This window comes from Pseudomonas sp. WS 5059 (genome assembly GCF_012985525.1).
Classification (GTDB): Bacteria; Pseudomonadota; Gammaproteobacteria; order Pseudomonadales; family Pseudomonadaceae; genus Aquipseudomonas.
This window is the reverse complement of record NZ_JAAQWO010000006.1, coordinates 469,249-483,902: the sequence shown is the minus strand read 5'-3', so window position 1 is coordinate 483,902 and position 14,654 is coordinate 469,249. Positions and strand designations below refer to the sequence as shown.

General features: G+C 57.6%; 17 protein-coding genes and 1 tRNA gene. 2 read left to right on the top strand and 16 right to left on the bottom strand.

Features of this window, described 5'->3' with window-relative positions:
* Positions 1-6 precede the first annotated feature (6 nt).
* Together sctT and sctU are read left to right on the top strand one after the other, a co-directional pair.
* The gene (sctT, locus tag HBO12_RS20275) at positions 7-795 is read left to right on the top strand and encodes a type III secretion system export apparatus subunit SctT (RefSeq protein WP_169954843.1); all 789 of its coding nucleotides are present in this window, start codon (positions 7-9) and stop codon (positions 793-795) included.
* Positions 792-1,889 (top strand): type III secretion system export apparatus subunit SctU, encoded by a 1,098-nt coding sequence (gene sctU / locus HBO12_RS20270; RefSeq protein ID WP_169954844.1) that lies wholly within the window; start codon positions 792-794, stop codon positions 1,887-1,889. Before sctT ends, sctU begins: the two co-directional genes overlap by 4 nt.
* Here the strand turns inward: sctU and HBO12_RS20265 are convergent.
* The 16 genes from HBO12_RS20265 to lolB form a co-directional block, all read right to left on the bottom strand.
* A complete protein-coding gene (locus HBO12_RS20265) occupies positions 1,886-2,248 on the bottom strand; it encodes a transcriptional regulator (protein WP_170043043.1) in 363 nt (120 codons plus the stop codon). The two genes, sctU and HBO12_RS20265, sit on opposite strands and share 4 nt — an antisense overlap.
* Before the next feature lie 5 nt (positions 2,249-2,253).
* Positions 2,254-2,457, bottom strand: coding sequence for an HrpT family type III secretion system protein (hrpT, locus tag HBO12_RS20260; protein WP_169954846.1), 204 nt, complete (start codon positions 2,455-2,457; stop codon positions 2,254-2,256).
* Entirely contained in the window at positions 2,454-4,595 is a 2,142-nt protein-coding gene (gene sctC / locus HBO12_RS20255; RefSeq protein WP_170043042.1) for a type III secretion system outer membrane ring subunit SctC, read from the bottom strand. Before sctC ends, hrpT begins: the two co-directional genes overlap by 4 nt.
* 408 nt (positions 4,596-5,003) lie before the next feature.
* A complete protein-coding gene (locus HBO12_RS20250) occupies positions 5,004-5,222 on the bottom strand; it encodes a hypothetical protein (RefSeq protein ID WP_169954848.1) in 219 nt (72 codons plus the stop codon).
* Between the two features lie 94 nt (positions 5,223-5,316).
* Positions 5,317-5,907 carry a type III secretion system stator protein SctL gene (gene sctL, locus HBO12_RS20245; protein ID WP_170043041.1) on the bottom strand — a complete coding sequence of 197 codons (591 nt, stop codon included), beginning with the start codon at positions 5,905-5,907 and terminating at the stop codon, positions 5,317-5,319.
* A 555-nt stretch (positions 5,908-6,462) separates the two neighbouring features.
* On the bottom strand, positions 6,463-7,257 hold the full coding sequence (gene sctJ / locus HBO12_RS20240) for a type III secretion system inner membrane ring lipoprotein SctJ (RefSeq protein WP_170043040.1): 795 nt from the start codon (positions 7,255-7,257) through the stop codon (positions 6,463-6,465).
* A 6-nt stretch (positions 7,258-7,263) separates the two neighbouring features.
* Positions 7,264-7,422 carry a type III secretion system rspB gene (locus tag HBO12_RS20235; RefSeq protein WP_169954851.1) on the bottom strand — a complete coding sequence of 53 codons (159 nt, stop codon included), beginning with the start codon at positions 7,420-7,422 and terminating at the stop codon, positions 7,264-7,266.
* Between the two features lie 310 nt (positions 7,423-7,732).
* On the bottom strand, positions 7,733-8,077 hold the full coding sequence (locus HBO12_RS20230) for a hypothetical protein (protein ID WP_169954852.1): 345 nt from the start codon (positions 8,075-8,077) through the stop codon (positions 7,733-7,735).
* A gap of 46 nt (positions 8,078-8,123) precedes the next feature.
* On the bottom strand, positions 8,124-9,047 hold the full coding sequence (locus HBO12_RS20225) for a sigma 54-interacting transcriptional regulator (RefSeq protein WP_170043039.1): 924 nt from the start codon (positions 9,045-9,047) through the stop codon (positions 8,124-8,126).
* A gap of 425 nt (positions 9,048-9,472) precedes the next feature.
* Positions 9,473-10,573 (bottom strand): redox-regulated ATPase YchF, encoded by a 1,101-nt coding sequence (gene ychF, locus HBO12_RS20220; protein ID WP_099167955.1) that lies wholly within the window; start codon positions 10,571-10,573, stop codon positions 9,473-9,475.
* Positions 10,574-10,595: 22 nt separating this feature from the next.
* On the bottom strand, positions 10,596-11,180 hold the full coding sequence (gene pth / locus HBO12_RS20215) for an aminoacyl-tRNA hydrolase (protein WP_003208389.1): 585 nt from the start codon (positions 11,178-11,180) through the stop codon (positions 10,596-10,598).
* A 168-nt stretch (positions 11,181-11,348) separates the two neighbouring features.
* On the bottom strand, positions 11,349-11,948 hold the full coding sequence (locus HBO12_RS20210; protein ID WP_169954853.1) for a 50S ribosomal protein L25/general stress protein Ctc: 600 nt from the start codon (positions 11,946-11,948) through the stop codon (positions 11,349-11,351).
* 138 nt (positions 11,949-12,086) lie between these two features.
* A complete protein-coding gene (locus tag HBO12_RS20205) occupies positions 12,087-13,028 on the bottom strand; it encodes a ribose-phosphate pyrophosphokinase (RefSeq protein ID WP_003171603.1) in 942 nt (313 codons plus the stop codon).
* Positions 13,029-13,073: 45 nt separating this feature from the next.
* A tRNA-Gln gene (locus HBO12_RS20200) sits at positions 13,074-13,148 on the bottom strand.
* A 36-nt stretch (positions 13,149-13,184) separates the two neighbouring features.
* On the bottom strand, positions 13,185-14,033 hold the full coding sequence (ispE, locus tag HBO12_RS20195) for a 4-(cytidine 5'-diphospho)-2-C-methyl-D-erythritol kinase (RefSeq protein ID WP_170043038.1): 849 nt from the start codon (positions 14,031-14,033) through the stop codon (positions 13,185-13,187).
* 1 nt (position 14,034) lies between these two features.
* On the bottom strand, positions 14,035-14,652 hold the full coding sequence (gene lolB, locus HBO12_RS20190; RefSeq protein ID WP_070996768.1) for a lipoprotein insertase outer membrane protein LolB: 618 nt from the start codon (positions 14,650-14,652) through the stop codon (positions 14,035-14,037).
* Positions 14,653-14,654: the final 2 nt, after the last annotated feature.

Below are 14,654 nucleotides of genomic sequence, written 5' to 3'. Positions count from 1 at the left end.
CAGCCTTTGCTCCTTTATCTGGAATTTTTGCCCAGCCTGCTGATCAGCATGGCCCGCATCTACCCCTGCATGTTCCTGGTGCCGGCGTTTTGTTTCCAGCATGTGCGCGGCATGACCCGGCACACGATTGTGATGGTGCTGGCCTTGTTCCCCACGCCCGGCATCCATGCCGCGTTGATGGGCAAGGATTACTCGGCGCTGCTGCTTGCCGGGCTGGTGCTCAAGGAAGCGGCCCTGGGCCTGTTGCTGGGGGTGTTGCTGTTCATGCCGTTCTGGATGGTCGAGTCGGTCGGCGCGTTGCTCGATAACCAGCGAGGCGCCTTGGCGGGCGGGCAACTCAACCCCTCGCTGGGGCCGGATGCCACGCCGGTCGGGCATCTGTTCAAGCAGTTGGCGATTTTTCTGTTGATCACCACCCTCGGGCTGGGGGCGTTGACGCAGGTGATTTGGGACAGCTATCTGATCTGGCCACCCACGGCCTGGGTGCCACTGCCCGCAGTCAATGGTTTCAGCGTGTTCCTGGGCCTGCTTGGCGATACCTTCGTGCACATGATGCTCTACGCCGCGCCGTTCATCGCGGTGCTGTTGCTGCTGGAGTTCGGCTTTGCCCTGCTGGGGCTCTACAGCCCGCAGTTGCAGGTGTCGACCCTGGCCATGCCGGCCAAGAGCCTGGCAGGCCTGGCCTTTTTACTGCTGTACTTTCCCCTGTTGGAAGATTTGATCGCCGGGCGCATGGGCCTTTTGCTCGACCTCAAGCACTCCCTGGGCGTGATGATTGGGGGCGTGGGGTCATGAGTGACTCAGGCGAGAAAAAACACGCGGCGACCCCCAAGAAACTCAAGGACCAACGCAAGAAAGGCCAGGTCGCACAGAGCCAGGACGTGGCCAAGTTATTGGTGCTTACCGCGATCAGCGAGATCGCCCTGTTTACTGCCCAAACCAGCCTGCAGCGCTTCCAGCAGTTGATGGCGCTGCCGTTTTCGCGCATTGGCCAACCGTTTGTTCGCGCCCTGGAAGAAGTGTTGATGGACGGCCTGGTGGTGTTTTTTTCGTTCGGCCTGTTGATGTGTGGGGTAGCGATTGCCGTGAAGCTGATGAGCAGTTGGCTGCAGTTCGGTTTTTTGTTCGCTCCGGAGAGCTTGAAGCCGGACTTCAATCGCCTCAACCCGCTCAATCAGGTCAAGCAGATGTTTTCTGCCCAGTCAGTGATCAACCTGTTGATGGGGCTCGCCAAGGCATTGCTGCTCTCGTTGATTCTGTATGTGGTGATCACCCCGTCCTTGGGGGTGCTGATCAACCTCGCCACCAGCGACCTGCAAAGCTACATCGTGGCGCTGATTACCTTGTTCCGCCATTTGCTGCACGCCTGCCTCGGGCTGCTGCTGGTGCTCGCGCTGGTCGACCTGGCCATGCAGAAGTACTTCTTTGCCAAGCGCATGCGTATGACCCAGGTGGAGGTGGTCAAGGAGTACAAAGACATGGAGGGCGATCCTCACGTCAAGGGCCAGCGCCGCTCCCTGGCCTATCAACTCGCCCAGGAAGAACCCAAGGTCAAGCTGCCCAAGCTTGAAGAGTCCGACATGCTGGTGGTCAACCCGACGCACTATGCCGTGGCGCTGTACTACAGGCCTGGCAAGACGCCGCTGCCCATGTTGGTCGACAAGGGCACGGATGCCCAGGCCCGCAAACTGATTGGCCGGGCCAAGGCTGCTGATGTGCCGGTGATCCAGTGTGTGTGGTTGGCGCGCATGTTGTATGAACGCAAGTTGGGCGCGCCGATCCCGCGGGAGACCTTGCAGGCGGTGGCGTTGATCTATCGCACCTTGCGTGAGCTGGATGATGAGGCCAAGCGCCAGACCCTGGAGCTGCCGGAGTTGGCGCGCCGCTAGGGCGCGCGGTGCACATCCAGGGCCTCGAGCCTGGCCAGGGAGAGCAGCCGGCTGACGATGTCATCGTGCGAATGGCCTTTTGGCGACCATGCATGCCAGATCACCAGGCTGCCCTTGGCATCGAGATAGACAAAGCAGCCATCGAACCCGATCGCGTGGGCAAAGCGCCGCTTCAGCACCTGGTCCAACTGGCCAGGCTGCAACGCCTCAGGCGCAATCTGCAAGGCCAGGCCAGCTTGGCGCCCGGCATTCAGACGGCATAGGCCAATGCCCGGACACAGCGACTGGTAGGCGGCATTGCCGCTTACCAGGTTGTCCAGGAGTACCTGGCGACGCGCACCCTCGTCGGGCAATCCCATGCTTGTCATTGCTCCAGCGAGATCGTCTGGTAATCGGCCCTTTCGCCCGAGGGGCCGGGTTCGACCCGCATCTGCGGCGGCCACCAGACCACCAGCTTGCCGGCGCTCGATTGTGGCCGTGAACAGGAGTCACCTTTGCACGTTGGTGTACAACCGCCCATCAACAGAGCCAGTGCGAAGAGGGTGATGCCGGCGAGTGGTTGTTTCATGGCGCAGTCTTCCGTGTTGGGGTGAGCAGGGACGGGCGGGAGATACCGATGTGTTCATCCTTGACCACCGGGCGCATGGCGATGAACACCTCAGCCTCTTCGCCCGGCTTGAGCCAGGCCCGTGGCCAGACGCTGACGGCCAGGGTCTGGGCGTTGCTGCATTCGTTTTCATCGATGCGCACGTTGCGTTTGAACTGGTTGCGCATCACCACCACCGCCACGTTGAACTGCGGGCCGGCGTACCACTGGCTGCGTTCGGTATTGAGCGCCAGCAACTCGCGAGGGTTGCACAAGGTGTTCAGGCCCAGGGGCATGGGCGCGGCCTTGAACGCATCGGGTACCTGGCCGGTGACGAGGTGGGCGAGGGCGCTGGTGATCTCGCTGCGCTTGATCACCGGCGGGTGCCCGGCATAGCGCCTGGCCAGCGGCTTGAGGGCTGCTTGCAGTTCCACCTGGTCGTCCTGGGGCAAGTAGCGTGACGGGTCGGCCTGGTCGCCGATCACCCGTGGGGTCAGGATAAACAGGCGTTCACGCCGGTTGTTTTTGCGCTGGGTTGAAGAAAACAGCGCCTTGCCCAGCAAGGGAATATCCCCCAGTACCGGCACTTTGTTTTTCTGGTCGGCGCTTTCGGTGACATGGAACCCGCCGACCACCAGCGAGCGTTTTTCCGCCATCACCGCCTGGGTGCTGACCTTGCCCCGGCGCACATCGGGGCCGATGCGCTCAGGGTTGGACTCGTCGAAGTTGCCGTCCTCGATATCCACCGCCAGATAGACCTGGTGGCTGCCGCGCGAGGTGATGACCCGCGGCACCACCTGGAAACTGGTGCCCACGGTGATGGGCAAGATGGTTGCGTTTTCGACGCCGGCGGTCAGGTACTGGGTGCGATTGAAGTCAATCACCGCCGGCTGGTTTTCCAGGGTCAACACTGACGGGTTGGACACCATGGTCGCCAGTCCCTTGGCCTCCAGGGCCCGGATGTCGGCGTAGAAACGGTCACGGTTCTCGATCGATATTTGCGCGGAGGTGCCGGGCGCCATGTTCACACCGGCGCGAAAGCGACTGTTCTGAAAGCCCCAGTTGACCCCGAACTCGCGCAGTTGCGTGCGCTCGATATCAAGGATGATGGCGTCTATCTCCACCAGCTTGCGTGCCACATCGAGTTGAGCGATCAGTTCGCGGTACATTGTCTGGCGCTCTGGCAGGTCATAGATCAATACCGCGTTGTTACGCACATCGGCCTCGACACGGATCTTGCCTCGGGCAGGCGGTGCCCGGGATGTGAGCGCCATGCTTGGCCCCGTCTGCCCCAGGGACGCTTGCGAGCCGAGCATCTGGTCCAGCATCGGGTTGCCCAGGCGGGGCAGGATCGGGGTTATGGGCGAAGGCTGCGATGACGAGGTGGGGCGCGGGTTCATTGACGACAGTGCCGAGGCATCGCGAGGCTCCAATAACCCGCGCAACATGCTGGCAACCCCCGGGATGACCAGCTTTTCGCCACGGTAATCAATCGGGCGGTCCGCCGCGTTGGCGAACTTGAGCGGGAACGTCAGCACGCTCTGTTTTTCGTCGGGAGATTTACGCTGGCTGCTGAAGTTCTTGATCTGCTCGATATAGCGCTTGGGGCCTGAGACCAGCACCACGCCATCGTCGGGCAGTTCGCCCCAGCCAAAGCGGCTATCGAGCAGGCCAATATCGGTCAATGCCTGCTTCAAGTCAGCCACGGTCTCGGCGGCCACCTCCAGGCGCGCGGACTCTTGCTGGTCCAGGGTGCTGATGTACAGCGTGTTGTTGTACATGTACCACTGGAAGCGGTGTTCTACCCCCAGCCTATCGAGCATCGACTGCGGGGTGTTGGCGCGTATCTTGCCATTGACGTTGCCCTCCAGCAGGCCGTCGATCTGCAATTGCGTGCCAAAGGTCTGGGCGAAATCCTCCAGTACATCGCGCACCGGCTTATGTTCGGCTTCATAGGCGTATGCGGTGTTTTTCCATTCGGCGGGGATAGCGGCGAGGGGGCTCTGCAAGGGCGCCAGCAACCAGGGCAGCACCAGCAGGCAGCACCAACGGCGGCTTTTTTGGGGGGATGCAGGCGAGACGGCGCGCAAGCAAGTGCGCTTGTGGTTTTTGTTATACATGGAGCGTTCCCTGATTAGTGCGGCAGCGATCGGAGTGACGTGGGCTGGAACCTTGGGGTTGGTTTTGTGAGGCGCGTAATCATTGCGCGCCAGGTATCGCGCTGGTTGAGCAGGGCTTCGAGACTGTCCAATAGATGCTTTTCGCCGGCGCTGTGCGGTAGACACTGGACGAGCCAGAGCACACCCGTTGCAGGCGCCTGGGCGAGCGCTCCCTGAAAGTGACTCAGGCTTGCATTGCCCAGGCGCATCCAGGTGTGGAGGTGTGATTTGTCAGGCCGGCTTGAGGTCAGTTGGACGCGCAGTAACAGGGTGTCAGAACCGCGGCTGAGGATTATTTCGTCGTCATCCTCAAACAGTATTAGTTCTTCAGTGCGGCTGTTCAACCAGTTGCAAAGTAGCTCCTTCAATTTACTGCCCGCTGTCCAGGCCAGACTTGAGCAGCATATGCCTGGCTCTAATATGCTCGGTGTAAACGTATTCGGATTTGCGATTCTTCCTCAGAAGTTCGTAGAACAAAGCCATATCTTCCTCAGATCCAGAGTTGTCTTCCATCAAGTCGCGGACATCGTTTCTAGTGAGCTTCGCATCCTGTACAAGTCGTGCTCTATAACCTTCGTAGTAGTTCATGGCTTCGCTCCTCTTGTGTTTCCTCTCTGTGGTTTGTATTTCGAATTGGTTCCAGATGTAGCCATTTATTTTGGATACATATGCGTGTTTAAAATCAGCTGCTCAAGAACTTGTCGCTTTGTTCCTGGAAACTATCGCGCATGGCGGCCCAGCCGATACAGAAGTCTCCCTCTTCGGTCTGTAGCAGCAGTGTTTGAGGTTTGACCGTATCGTCAGCACGCAACGCCCAGAGCGTATTGTTGTGGCCGGCCAGGAAGTGCCTGGCGGCTTCCAGTTCCTGTGGATGGCATAGCAAAGCCGCCTTGACCAGCGGAACCTGGCTTGCCATCAATTGCTTGATCAGGGCCGCCATGCGTTGTGCTGGGGGCGTTTCTTCGAGCAGCAGATCAATAGCCTGGTTGGCGATAGACGAGGCATAGCGCTCAAGGTTGTCGTACATCGCCTGGCGCTCGACTTCCCAGCGTTTGAACTGCGCATCGGCACGTTGCCAGATCTCAAGGCCGGCCTGTTCCAGGAGCTTTTCACGCTGCTTTTCTGCCAACTTCAGCAATTTCCTGGCCTGGGCCTTGGCGTGTTCCAACACAGTGTTGGCCTGGGCATAACCCGCCAGCGTTTCGCGGGGGATCAGGGTTTCGGGAGTGGCAGCGGCACCTTTGGGCAAGTCGATTTTGTGTCGGCAAAACATCGTTTTCAGTCTCCATGGTCCTTGGCGTAAGGCGCTTTACCGTCGCTGTTGATCGTTGCAATCCGCCAGACTACGGCGTGCCAAAGGGTATCGAGGCGACTGTACGAGTCGCCCAGCGAAAGGGCGTTTTTCTCCAGCTCCAAGACGCGCCTGCGAGAAAACCTCAATCTGATTCTCTGCCAGGTTGGCGGGCTGACCCAGGTTCGTAGTAATTGCAGGGGGTCGTCATCGGACAACAACATATCTGCAGGCAACGCCTTGGAGAGTCGGTTGCACCACTGGAGGAGGCTTTCATTCAATAGGCTGGCGTGGCTCGGGCGACACGTGCTGTCGACCAATGCCAGCACCAGGTCCAGTTGGTCCGGCGAGGCGAGCGCCAATTGAAGCAGGGTGGGCTGGGGCGGAGGAGGTAGGCAGGGGGCGATGCCGTATATCTTGCCTACCCATGAATGCCGACTGCGATACAGCCCATTCAGCGCAGGGTGTTCATCAGCCGCTCTCCAATCTTCACGCGAATACATCCAGGGGGTTGCCCACCACTGGACCCAAGCCAGGTTACTCATCGGGCGCGTGGGCCGGGGCGTTAGGGGATGGCGGCGGTAGTACGCGCTGGCCTCGGATCCGCCAGAACGTTACAGCGATAATCAGCAGCACCAAAACGATCAGGGTGAATGTGACACTGGCCCGCCAAAATCCAATGTCGTCCCCGGGAACCAGGAATGGACCGAAATAGGCCAGGCGTTGCTGCTCCATGTAGGCCGTTGCCGGGACGAATACCACGGTCAATTTTTGCGGGTTTTCGGCAGTGTTGGTCATGCCAGGGATACTGCTGGCAACCAGCCGGCGCACACGGGCCTGGATGTTGTCGGGGTCGAGCCGGGGATCGTGTTTGATGAACACCGATGCGGAGGCGGGTTGCACCGGTTCACCCGGTGCGACTCGCTCGGGCAACACCACGTGTACCCGGGCGACGATGACTCCGTCGATATTCGACAGCGTTGTTTCCAGCTCCTGGGACAAGGCATAGATATAGCGCGCCCGTTCCTCAAGCGGGGTCGAGATGACCCCTTCCTTGCGGAACGTCTCGCCCATGGTGGCGCGGGCGGCCTTGGGCAATCCCACTGCATCCAGGGTACGTACGGCGCGCCCGATGTCGGATGCGTTGACCATCACGACAACACCGTCTTTGGCGGGAACTTTGCTGGCGCGTATATGTTTGTCTGCCAACTCCGCGAGGACCTCGTTGGCTTCCTGCTCAGAGAGTTGACGGTGAAGTTCGACACGTTCACTACAGGCATTGAGCATAAATGAAAGCGCTAGAACTAATGCAATACGCAGGGTGCGAGTCATGTTTATCTACTGAAGATTGCAGATTTTATCCACGCATTGTGCGGTTTTACCGACACTCTTGACGAGTAAATGCGTGAGCAATAGCGTATCGGACAGTTGGTCCGGGTATTTGCGCGCTTCGTCAAACTTATCGTCGCCACTCAGGGCACGCAGACTTTTGGTCATGCGTTGGGTTACGGAGGATAGTTTGCCTGATGCCTCGGAAAGCATACTTTGTGGCGTCGTATAAGTTGTCGTCGAATTTGCCGGCATTGACGGTGCCATGATTGAGGCAAAAAAGTTCACGTCGGTACTAGAGACAGATGAGTCTTGTGCGCTTGCGGCGCCAGCAAGATTATTCTCTTCAAAAGAACTTACTCTTCCTATAAACATATGGCGCCTATTACGTAAGTACTCAGGAGGGGAGGTGTAGCGCAGACTTTAAGTGGCCTTCCCGCTATCAAGCACCAGGAAGGCCAGAGGGCTGCCGGACTGATTACAAACGGAGTGCGTCAGCGGCTGTTTTTATACCTGCGGTATTTTGGTTCTCCGCAGTTTTCCAAGCGTTTTTCACACCATCTGCCCTCTTTTTTGCTTCTGCGGCTTCAAGGCCCGCGTCGGCCTGTTCTACACTCATACCACCAGCGCCGCTGCCGTAAGGGTTAGATCCGGAAGAGCCAATAGAACCGATACTCATATTTTTTACTCCGTACTTAACGTTGATCTCACTGGAATAGGGCGATCCTGAGAGGTGGTGTGTCACATCCAGTTTCGCTGTTCCATGATTTATGTGGCGCAGAAGATGTATGCGTTCCACGTGTTTCTGGAGGGTGTATTTCAAAAGGTGTAACTTTTTCAGCGCCGTGCGGGTGAGTTGTGCAAGGTACTCAGGTCAGTGATATTTCCAGTTGTTTCATCCGGTAATAAAGTGTGCGCTTGGCAACGCCTAGTTCGATGGCCACCACGTCGACGTTGTGGGCGTGGCGGTTCAGTGAGGCTTCAATCAGTGATTTTTCTATCTGCTGTAGCCGCTCCTTGAGAGGCATGTTCATGTCTGCGCGCGCTGCCTCGGGGACGCAAAGGGGGGCTAACCCCAGGACGAAACGCTTGGCCGTCGAACGCAGCTCGCGGACATTCCCCCGCCAGGGATGACACAGTAATTGTGTTAACAGGTGGCTGGGGGGGGCCGGCACAGGGCATTTGAAATACTCGGCCTCCTGCCGGATCATTTTCAGGAACAAGGGGATGATGCGATCTCGTTGCTCGCGCAGGGGCGGCAGGTTGATGTTGACCACGTTCAGGCGAAAGTACAGATCGCGCCTGAACGCTCCTTGCTCGACCATCTCATGCAAGGATTGCTGCGCGGAGGCGATCACGCGCATATCCACTGGAATAAATCGGGTTGAGCCCAGGCGCTCAACCCCCCGCGACTCCAACACCCGCAGCAATTTGGCCTGCAGGGTCAGCGGCATGCTGTCTATTTCGTCAAGATACAAGGTCCCCAGGTGCGCGGCCTCGACAGAACCTGCACGTGACTGCATCGCCCCTGTGTAGGCCCCGCTGTTGACACCGAACAGTTGGCTTTCGGCAAGGCTCTCCGGTATTGCCGCACAGTTGAGTGCGACGAAATTCCCCCGCCGCCCCGATAAGCAATGAACACGTTGCGCCAAGGTGTCCTTACCCGTCCCCGTTTCCCCCAGCAGCAGCATGTCAATGTTGAGCGGGGCGGTATTTATGATAGTTGTTTCGATGTCTGGGTATTCGTTGAATGGCGTATCTGTTTCAACTTCGTTCTGATAGGAGGCCGACATATTGCTATTGCTCCAATAGAGTTGTCGCTTCACTATTGTTTGAATTAGCGAATGATATTGACCAGTAGACCGCAAAATATCCAGGTTGTCATCGCGAAAGGATGTTGGAATGCGCCGCTGTTGTGCTTTAAGTGTTTAGGGCGTTGTTCTTGGGAAATATTCAAGTTTTTGTAGGAAGGTTATTTGTAGCTGTTGGTAGGAGAAGTCTTAAATGATTTATGAATGTTATTGATTAAGCAAATCTCATGCTTGAAGTGGTTGCGTCCTGTTTTTTAGATGTCTTTATTAAAAATATTTAACGATTGCTTGATGTTTCATGGGCCGCTTGAACTGTTGGAGATCGGCGTCGTTATTGGTGCGGCCATAAAAAAAGCCGATGCTGGGCATCGGCTTTTTTTGTGGGGGCATAGGCCGCCGGTGAAGCGTTATACGTTGAAGCGGAAGTGCATCACATCGCCATCCTTGACGATGTATTCCTTGCCTTCCAGGCGCCATTTGCCGGCTTCCTTGGCCCCGGCTTCGCCCTTGAACTGGATGAAGTCGTTGTAGGCGATCACTTCGGCGCGGATAAAGCCTTTTTCGAAGTCGGTGTGGATCACACCCGCAGCCTGTGGCGCGGTGGCGCCAACCTTGACGGTCCAGGCACGCACTTCTTCGACACCGGCAGTGAAGTAGGTCTGCAGGTGCAGCATTTCGTAGCCCGCACGGATCACGCGGTTCAGGCCAGGCTCTTCCAGGCCCAGGGCCTCGAGGAACATGTCTTTCTCTTCGCCGTCTTCCAGCTCGGCGATTTCCGCTTCGATCTTGTTGCACACCGGTACAACCATCGCGCCTTCTTCTTCGGCAATGGCCATGACCACGTCGAGCAGCGGGTTGTTTTCAAAACCGTCTTCAGCCACGTTGGCGATGTACATCACAGGCTTGGTGGTCAGCAGGTGGAAGCCTTTGATCACGGCCTTTTCGTCGGTGCTCATGCTCTTCATCAGGCTGCGTGCAGGCTTGCCCAGGGTGAAGTGTGCGATCAGCTGCTCAAGCAGGGCCTTCTGGACCACTGCGTCCTTGTCGCCGCCCTTGGCGTTGCGCGTGACCTTTTGCAGTTGCTTTTCGCAGCTGTCGAGGTCGGCGAAGATCAGTTCCAGGTCGATGATCTCGATATCGCGTTTCGGGTCGACGCTGTTGGAGACGTGGATCACGTTCTCGTCTTCAAAGCAGCGGACCACGTGGGCGATGGCATCGGTCTCGCGGATGTTGGCGAGGAACTTGTTGCCCAGGCCTTCACCTTTCGACGCACCGGCTACCAGGCCTGCGATGTCGACGAACTCCATGGTGGTCGGCAGGATGCGCTTGGGATTGACGATGGCCGCCAGGGCCTCCAGGCGCGGATCGGGCATTGGCACGATACCGGTGTTGGGTTCGATGGTGCAGAAGGGGAAGTTCTCCGCCGCAATACCGGACTTGGTCAGGGCGTTGAACAGGGTGGACTTGCCGACGTTAGGTAGGCCGACGATGCCGCAATTGAATCCCATGGTGTTTCCCCTCGGATAAGAGTCAGGCCTTCTGGCTGTGCAGGTTTTTCATCGCACGGTTCCATTCACCGGCGAAGATATCCGGCAGCACGCCGAGGGCAAAATCGATGCTGGCATCGAGTTTTTCCTGTTCGGCGCGTGGCGCACGACCCAGGACGAAATTTGAAACCATACTGGCAACGCCTGGGTGGCCAATGCCGAGCCGCAGGCGGTAGAACGTATTCTGATTGCCCAACTGCGCGATGATGTCGCGCAGGCCATTATGACCGCCGTGGCCGCCGCCTTGCTTGAGCTTGGCAACGCCGGGTGGCAGGTCCAGTTCGTCATGGGCCACCAGGATTTCCTCGGGTTTGATCCGGAAGAAGCCCGCAAGCGCCGCGACAGCCTGGCCGCTGCGGTTCATGTAGGTGGTGGGAATCAGCAGACGAACATCCTGACCCTGATGCGAGAAGCGCCCGGTCAGGCCAAAATATTTGCGATCGGCCACAAGGTTTACACCTTGGGCGTGGGCGATACGCTCAACAAAAAGGGCCCCCGCGTTATGCCGGGTCTGTTCGTATTCGGCGCCTGGATTTCCCAGGCCAACGATCAGTTTAATGGCAGTCACGACAGGGGCCCTTCCTTTGGAGTTGTGGATAACATCGCCGCAACCAACGGGCGGCGAAAGTGGACAACAAGAGATCATTTACTCAAGAGTAAACGCCGCGTTATCGCCCGCTTTCTCGCTACGTTTCGGTCCGCGATGTTTCCTCAAGCTCCGGCATTACAGAGTGAATTACTCTGCAGCGCCTTCTTCAGCTTCTGGTGCAACGCGCGGAGCGTGAACGTTTGCAACAGCTTTGTCATCACCGTGAGCCAGTGCGACGAACTCAACGCCTTTAGGCGCCTTGAGGTCGGACAGGTGGATGATGTCGCCGATTTCAGCAGCCGACAGGTCGACTTCGATGAACTCAGGCAGGTCTTTCGGCAGGCAGGTCACTTCGATCTCGGCTACAACGTGCGAGATTTCGCCGCCTTTCTTGATCGGAGCAGCTTCGCCAACGAAGTGCACAGGTACGATAGCGGTCAGTTTCTGACCGGCTACAACGCGTACGAAGTCAGCGTGCAGCACGTGGCCTTTAGCTGGGTGACGTTGCAGGGCCTTGATGATGACGTTCTGCTTTTTGCCACCTACGTTCAGCTCGATGATGTGGCTGTAGGCCGCATCGTTTTCGAGCAGTTTGGCAATTTCTTTAGCCAGCATGCTGATGGATTCAGGGGCTTTTTCGCCACCGTAGACTACAGCTGGAACCAGGCTTGCGAGACGACGCAGGCGGCGGCTCGCACCTTTCCCCAGGTCGGAACGCACTTCAGCATTCAAAGTAAAATCGTTCATGTTGTATCTCCAAAATAACCACATTCGCCCCAGCGTTTGCGACCAGCGCTAAAGGCGATATGGGCAAAAAAGCCCCGCCCCAGCAGAGTGCTGGGGCGGGGCGCTTTTCGTCAGGTTGATGCTGCCAAGGTTTGACCCTTAGCGGAACATCGCGCTGATCGATTCTTCATTGCTGATACGGCGAACCGCCTCAGCAACAACCGGGGCGATATCCAGTTGACGGATACGCGCACAGGCTTGAGCAGCTGCGGACAACGGGATGGTGTTGGTCACCACCAGTTCGTCCAGCACGGAGTTCTCGATGTTCTCGATCGCTCGGCCCGACAGCACAGGGTGTGTGCAGTAGGCGAAGACTTTAGCCGCACCGTGCTCTTTCAAGGCTTTTGCCGCGTGGCACAGGGTGCCGGCGGTATCGACCATGTCATCGACCAGAATACAGGTACGCCCTTCGACATCACCGATGATATGCATCACTTCAGAGTGATTGGCTTTCTCACGGCGTTTGTCGATGATCCCGAGGTCCACGCCCAGGGATTTGGCAACAGCCCGTGCACGCACGACGCCACCAATGTCCGGGGACACGATCATCAGGTTTTCAAAGCGCTGGTCTTCGATGTCATCCACCAGGACGGGGGAGCCGTAGATGTTATCTACTGGAATATCGAAGAACCCCTGGATTTGGTCAGCGTGCAGGTCAACCGTGAGAACACGGTCGATACCTACCACGGTCAGCATGTCAGCGACGACTTTCGCGCTGATAGCCACACGTGCAGAACGCGGACGGCGATCCTGACGGGCATAACCAAAGTAAGGGATTACAGCTGTGATTCGAGTCGCTGAGGAGCGGCGGAAGGCATCAGCCATCACGACGAGTTCCATCAGGTTATCGTTGGTCGGAGCGCAAGTCGGCTGAATAATGAAAACATCTTTACCGCGGACATTTTCATTGATCTCGGCTGTAATCTCGCCATCGGAAAATTTACCGACAGAGATGTCACCGAGAGGGATATGCAGCTGACGTACAACACGCCGAGCCAGATCGGGGTTGGCATTCCCCGTAAAGACCATCATCTTGGACACGCGCAGTACCTAGAGGCTGAGGGTAACCTGGATGAGTATAGAAAATGGCAGGGGCGGCTGGATTCGAACCAACGCATGGCAGGATCAAAACCTGCTGCCTTACCGCTTGGCGACGCCCCTGTATCTGTTGCAACGAGTACCCAGTACTCGGTTCCTTTAGAGCAGACTTTGCAACTTGCGATGCAACATCGAAACGTTGCTTCCCTTTGCTACAAACCCTGTAAGGGTCTCTGTAAGAAGGGCCGAGACTTTATCAGCTTCAGCTTTGTTTGGGAAGCCCCCAAACACACAACTTCCAGTTCCGGTGAGTTTTGCTTCGGTAAATTTACCTAACAAATTCAAAGCGTTACGTACATCTGGATAACGCCTTGCTACCACCGGTAAGCAGTCATTTCGACTGTTTCCCTTGGGAACGGGGCGCACTTTAATGGGAGAAGAGTTACGTGTCAACAACGGATCTGAAAAAATTTCTGCTGTACTTACAGATACTTGCGGAACAAGCACGACATACCACGGCTCTTCGGGGTCTACGGGTGTGAGTTTTTCCCCGACACCCTCAGCAAATGCGGCGTGTCCACGCACAAAAACCGGGACGTCGGCGCCCAGGGTCAGGCCCAGTGCGGCCAGGCGATCTTCGTCCCAACCCAGTTGCCATAAGTGATTGAGACCGAGCAGGGTGGTCGCGGCATTCGAGCTGCCGCCGCCGATGCCGCCGCCCATGGGCAGGATTTTATCGATCCAGATATCGATGCCCAGCGTACAACCGGATTGCTGCTGAAGTTTTTTTGCGGCCTTCACGATCAGATTGCTGTCGTGGGGTACATCGGCAAATTCGGTGTGCAGTTGAATCACGCCATCGTCGCGCACGGCGAAGGTCATCTCGTCGCCGTAGTCGAGAAATTGAAACAGCGTCTGCAACTCGTGGTAGCCGTCTTCACGACGACCGAGGATGTGCAGCATCAAATTGAGCTTGGCCGGGGACGGCAGCGTCAGGCGTTCAGTCATGTCACTGCCCCAGTTTGCGTGGTTGCCAGTCCTTGATCACCAGCGTGACATCAAGGTTGGAGCCGTGCAGCTTGATACGTTCGGGCAGCCAGTAGCCGCTTTGTTCCACGTAGCTCAAGTATTCAACCTGCCAGCCATCCTGTTCCAGGGTGGCCAGGCGACTGTCGCCATTGAGGCTCAGGCGGCTCTTGCTGTCAGGTGCGGGCAGCCCGCGAACCCACCAGACCAGGTGCGAGACTGGCAGCTTCCAGCCGACCTGCTCTTCGAGCAAGGCCTCCGGTGACGGCGCTTCGTAGCGGCCCTGGTTGGCTACTTCCAGGCTCACTTGCCCCGGTCGACCGGTCAGGCGTGCAGCGCCACGGCCCAGGGGGCCGGAGAGGCGGATGTCGTAATAGTCCTGGCGTTGCAGCCAGAACAAGGTGCCGCTGCCCGAATCCTTCGGTGCGCGAACCCCGATCTTGCCCTCGATCTGCCAGCCATCAATGCTGCTGAGCTGATCCTTGTGCTGTCGCCATTGAGCCGGGTTGCCCTGGCCTTCGACGGACTCACGGGCACCGAAGCCCGCACAACCGGCGAGCAAGGCGATAAAACTGAAAACGATGGCGTGGCGCAAAAACATAG

Bases quoted from the DNA above. Each gene is read 5' to 3' on its own strand.
- HBO12_RS20235 (WP_169954851.1), bottom strand. From the start codon at position 7,422: ATGACCAAAAGTCTGCGTGCCCTGAGTGGCGACGATAAGTTTGACGAA.
- HBO12_RS20250 (WP_169954848.1), bottom strand. From the start codon at position 5,222: ATGAACTACTACGAAGGTTATAGAGCACGACTTGTACAGGATGCGAAG.
- lolB (WP_070996768.1), bottom strand. From the start codon at position 14,652: ATGTTTTTGCGCCACGCCATCGTTTTCAGTTTTATCGCCTTGCTCGCC.
- sctC (WP_170043042.1), bottom strand. From the start codon at position 4,595: ATGTATAACAAAAACCACAAGCGCACTTGCTTGCGCGCCGTCTCGCCT.
- sctU (WP_169954844.1), top strand. From the start codon at position 792: ATGAGTGACTCAGGCGAGAAAAAACACGCGGCGACCCCCAAGAAACTC.
- ychF (WP_099167955.1), bottom strand. From the start codon at position 10,573: ATGGGATTCAATTGCGGCATCGTCGGCCTACCTAACGTCGGCAAGTCC.
- sctJ (WP_170043040.1), bottom strand. From the start codon at position 7,257: ATGACTCGCACCCTGCGTATTGCATTAGTTCTAGCGCTTTCATTTATG.
- HBO12_RS20265 (WP_170043043.1), bottom strand. From the start codon at position 2,248: ATGGGATTGCCCGACGAGGGTGCGCGTCGCCAGGTACTCCTGGACAAC.
- sctL (WP_170043041.1), bottom strand. From the start codon at position 5,907: ATGTTTTGCCGACACAAAATCGACTTGCCCAAAGGTGCCGCTGCCACT.
- hrpT (WP_169954846.1), bottom strand. From the start codon at position 2,457: ATGAAACAACCACTCGCCGGCATCACCCTCTTCGCACTGGCTCTGTTG.
- ispE (WP_170043038.1), bottom strand. From the start codon at position 14,033: ATGACTGAACGCCTGACGCTGCCGTCCCCGGCCAAGCTCAATTTGATG.
- HBO12_RS20225 (WP_170043039.1), bottom strand. From the start codon at position 9,047: ATGTCGGCCTCCTATCAGAACGAAGTTGAAACAGATACGCCATTCAAC.
- HBO12_RS20210 (WP_169954853.1), bottom strand. From the start codon at position 11,948: ATGAACGATTTTACTTTGAATGCTGAAGTGCGTTCCGACCTGGGGAAA.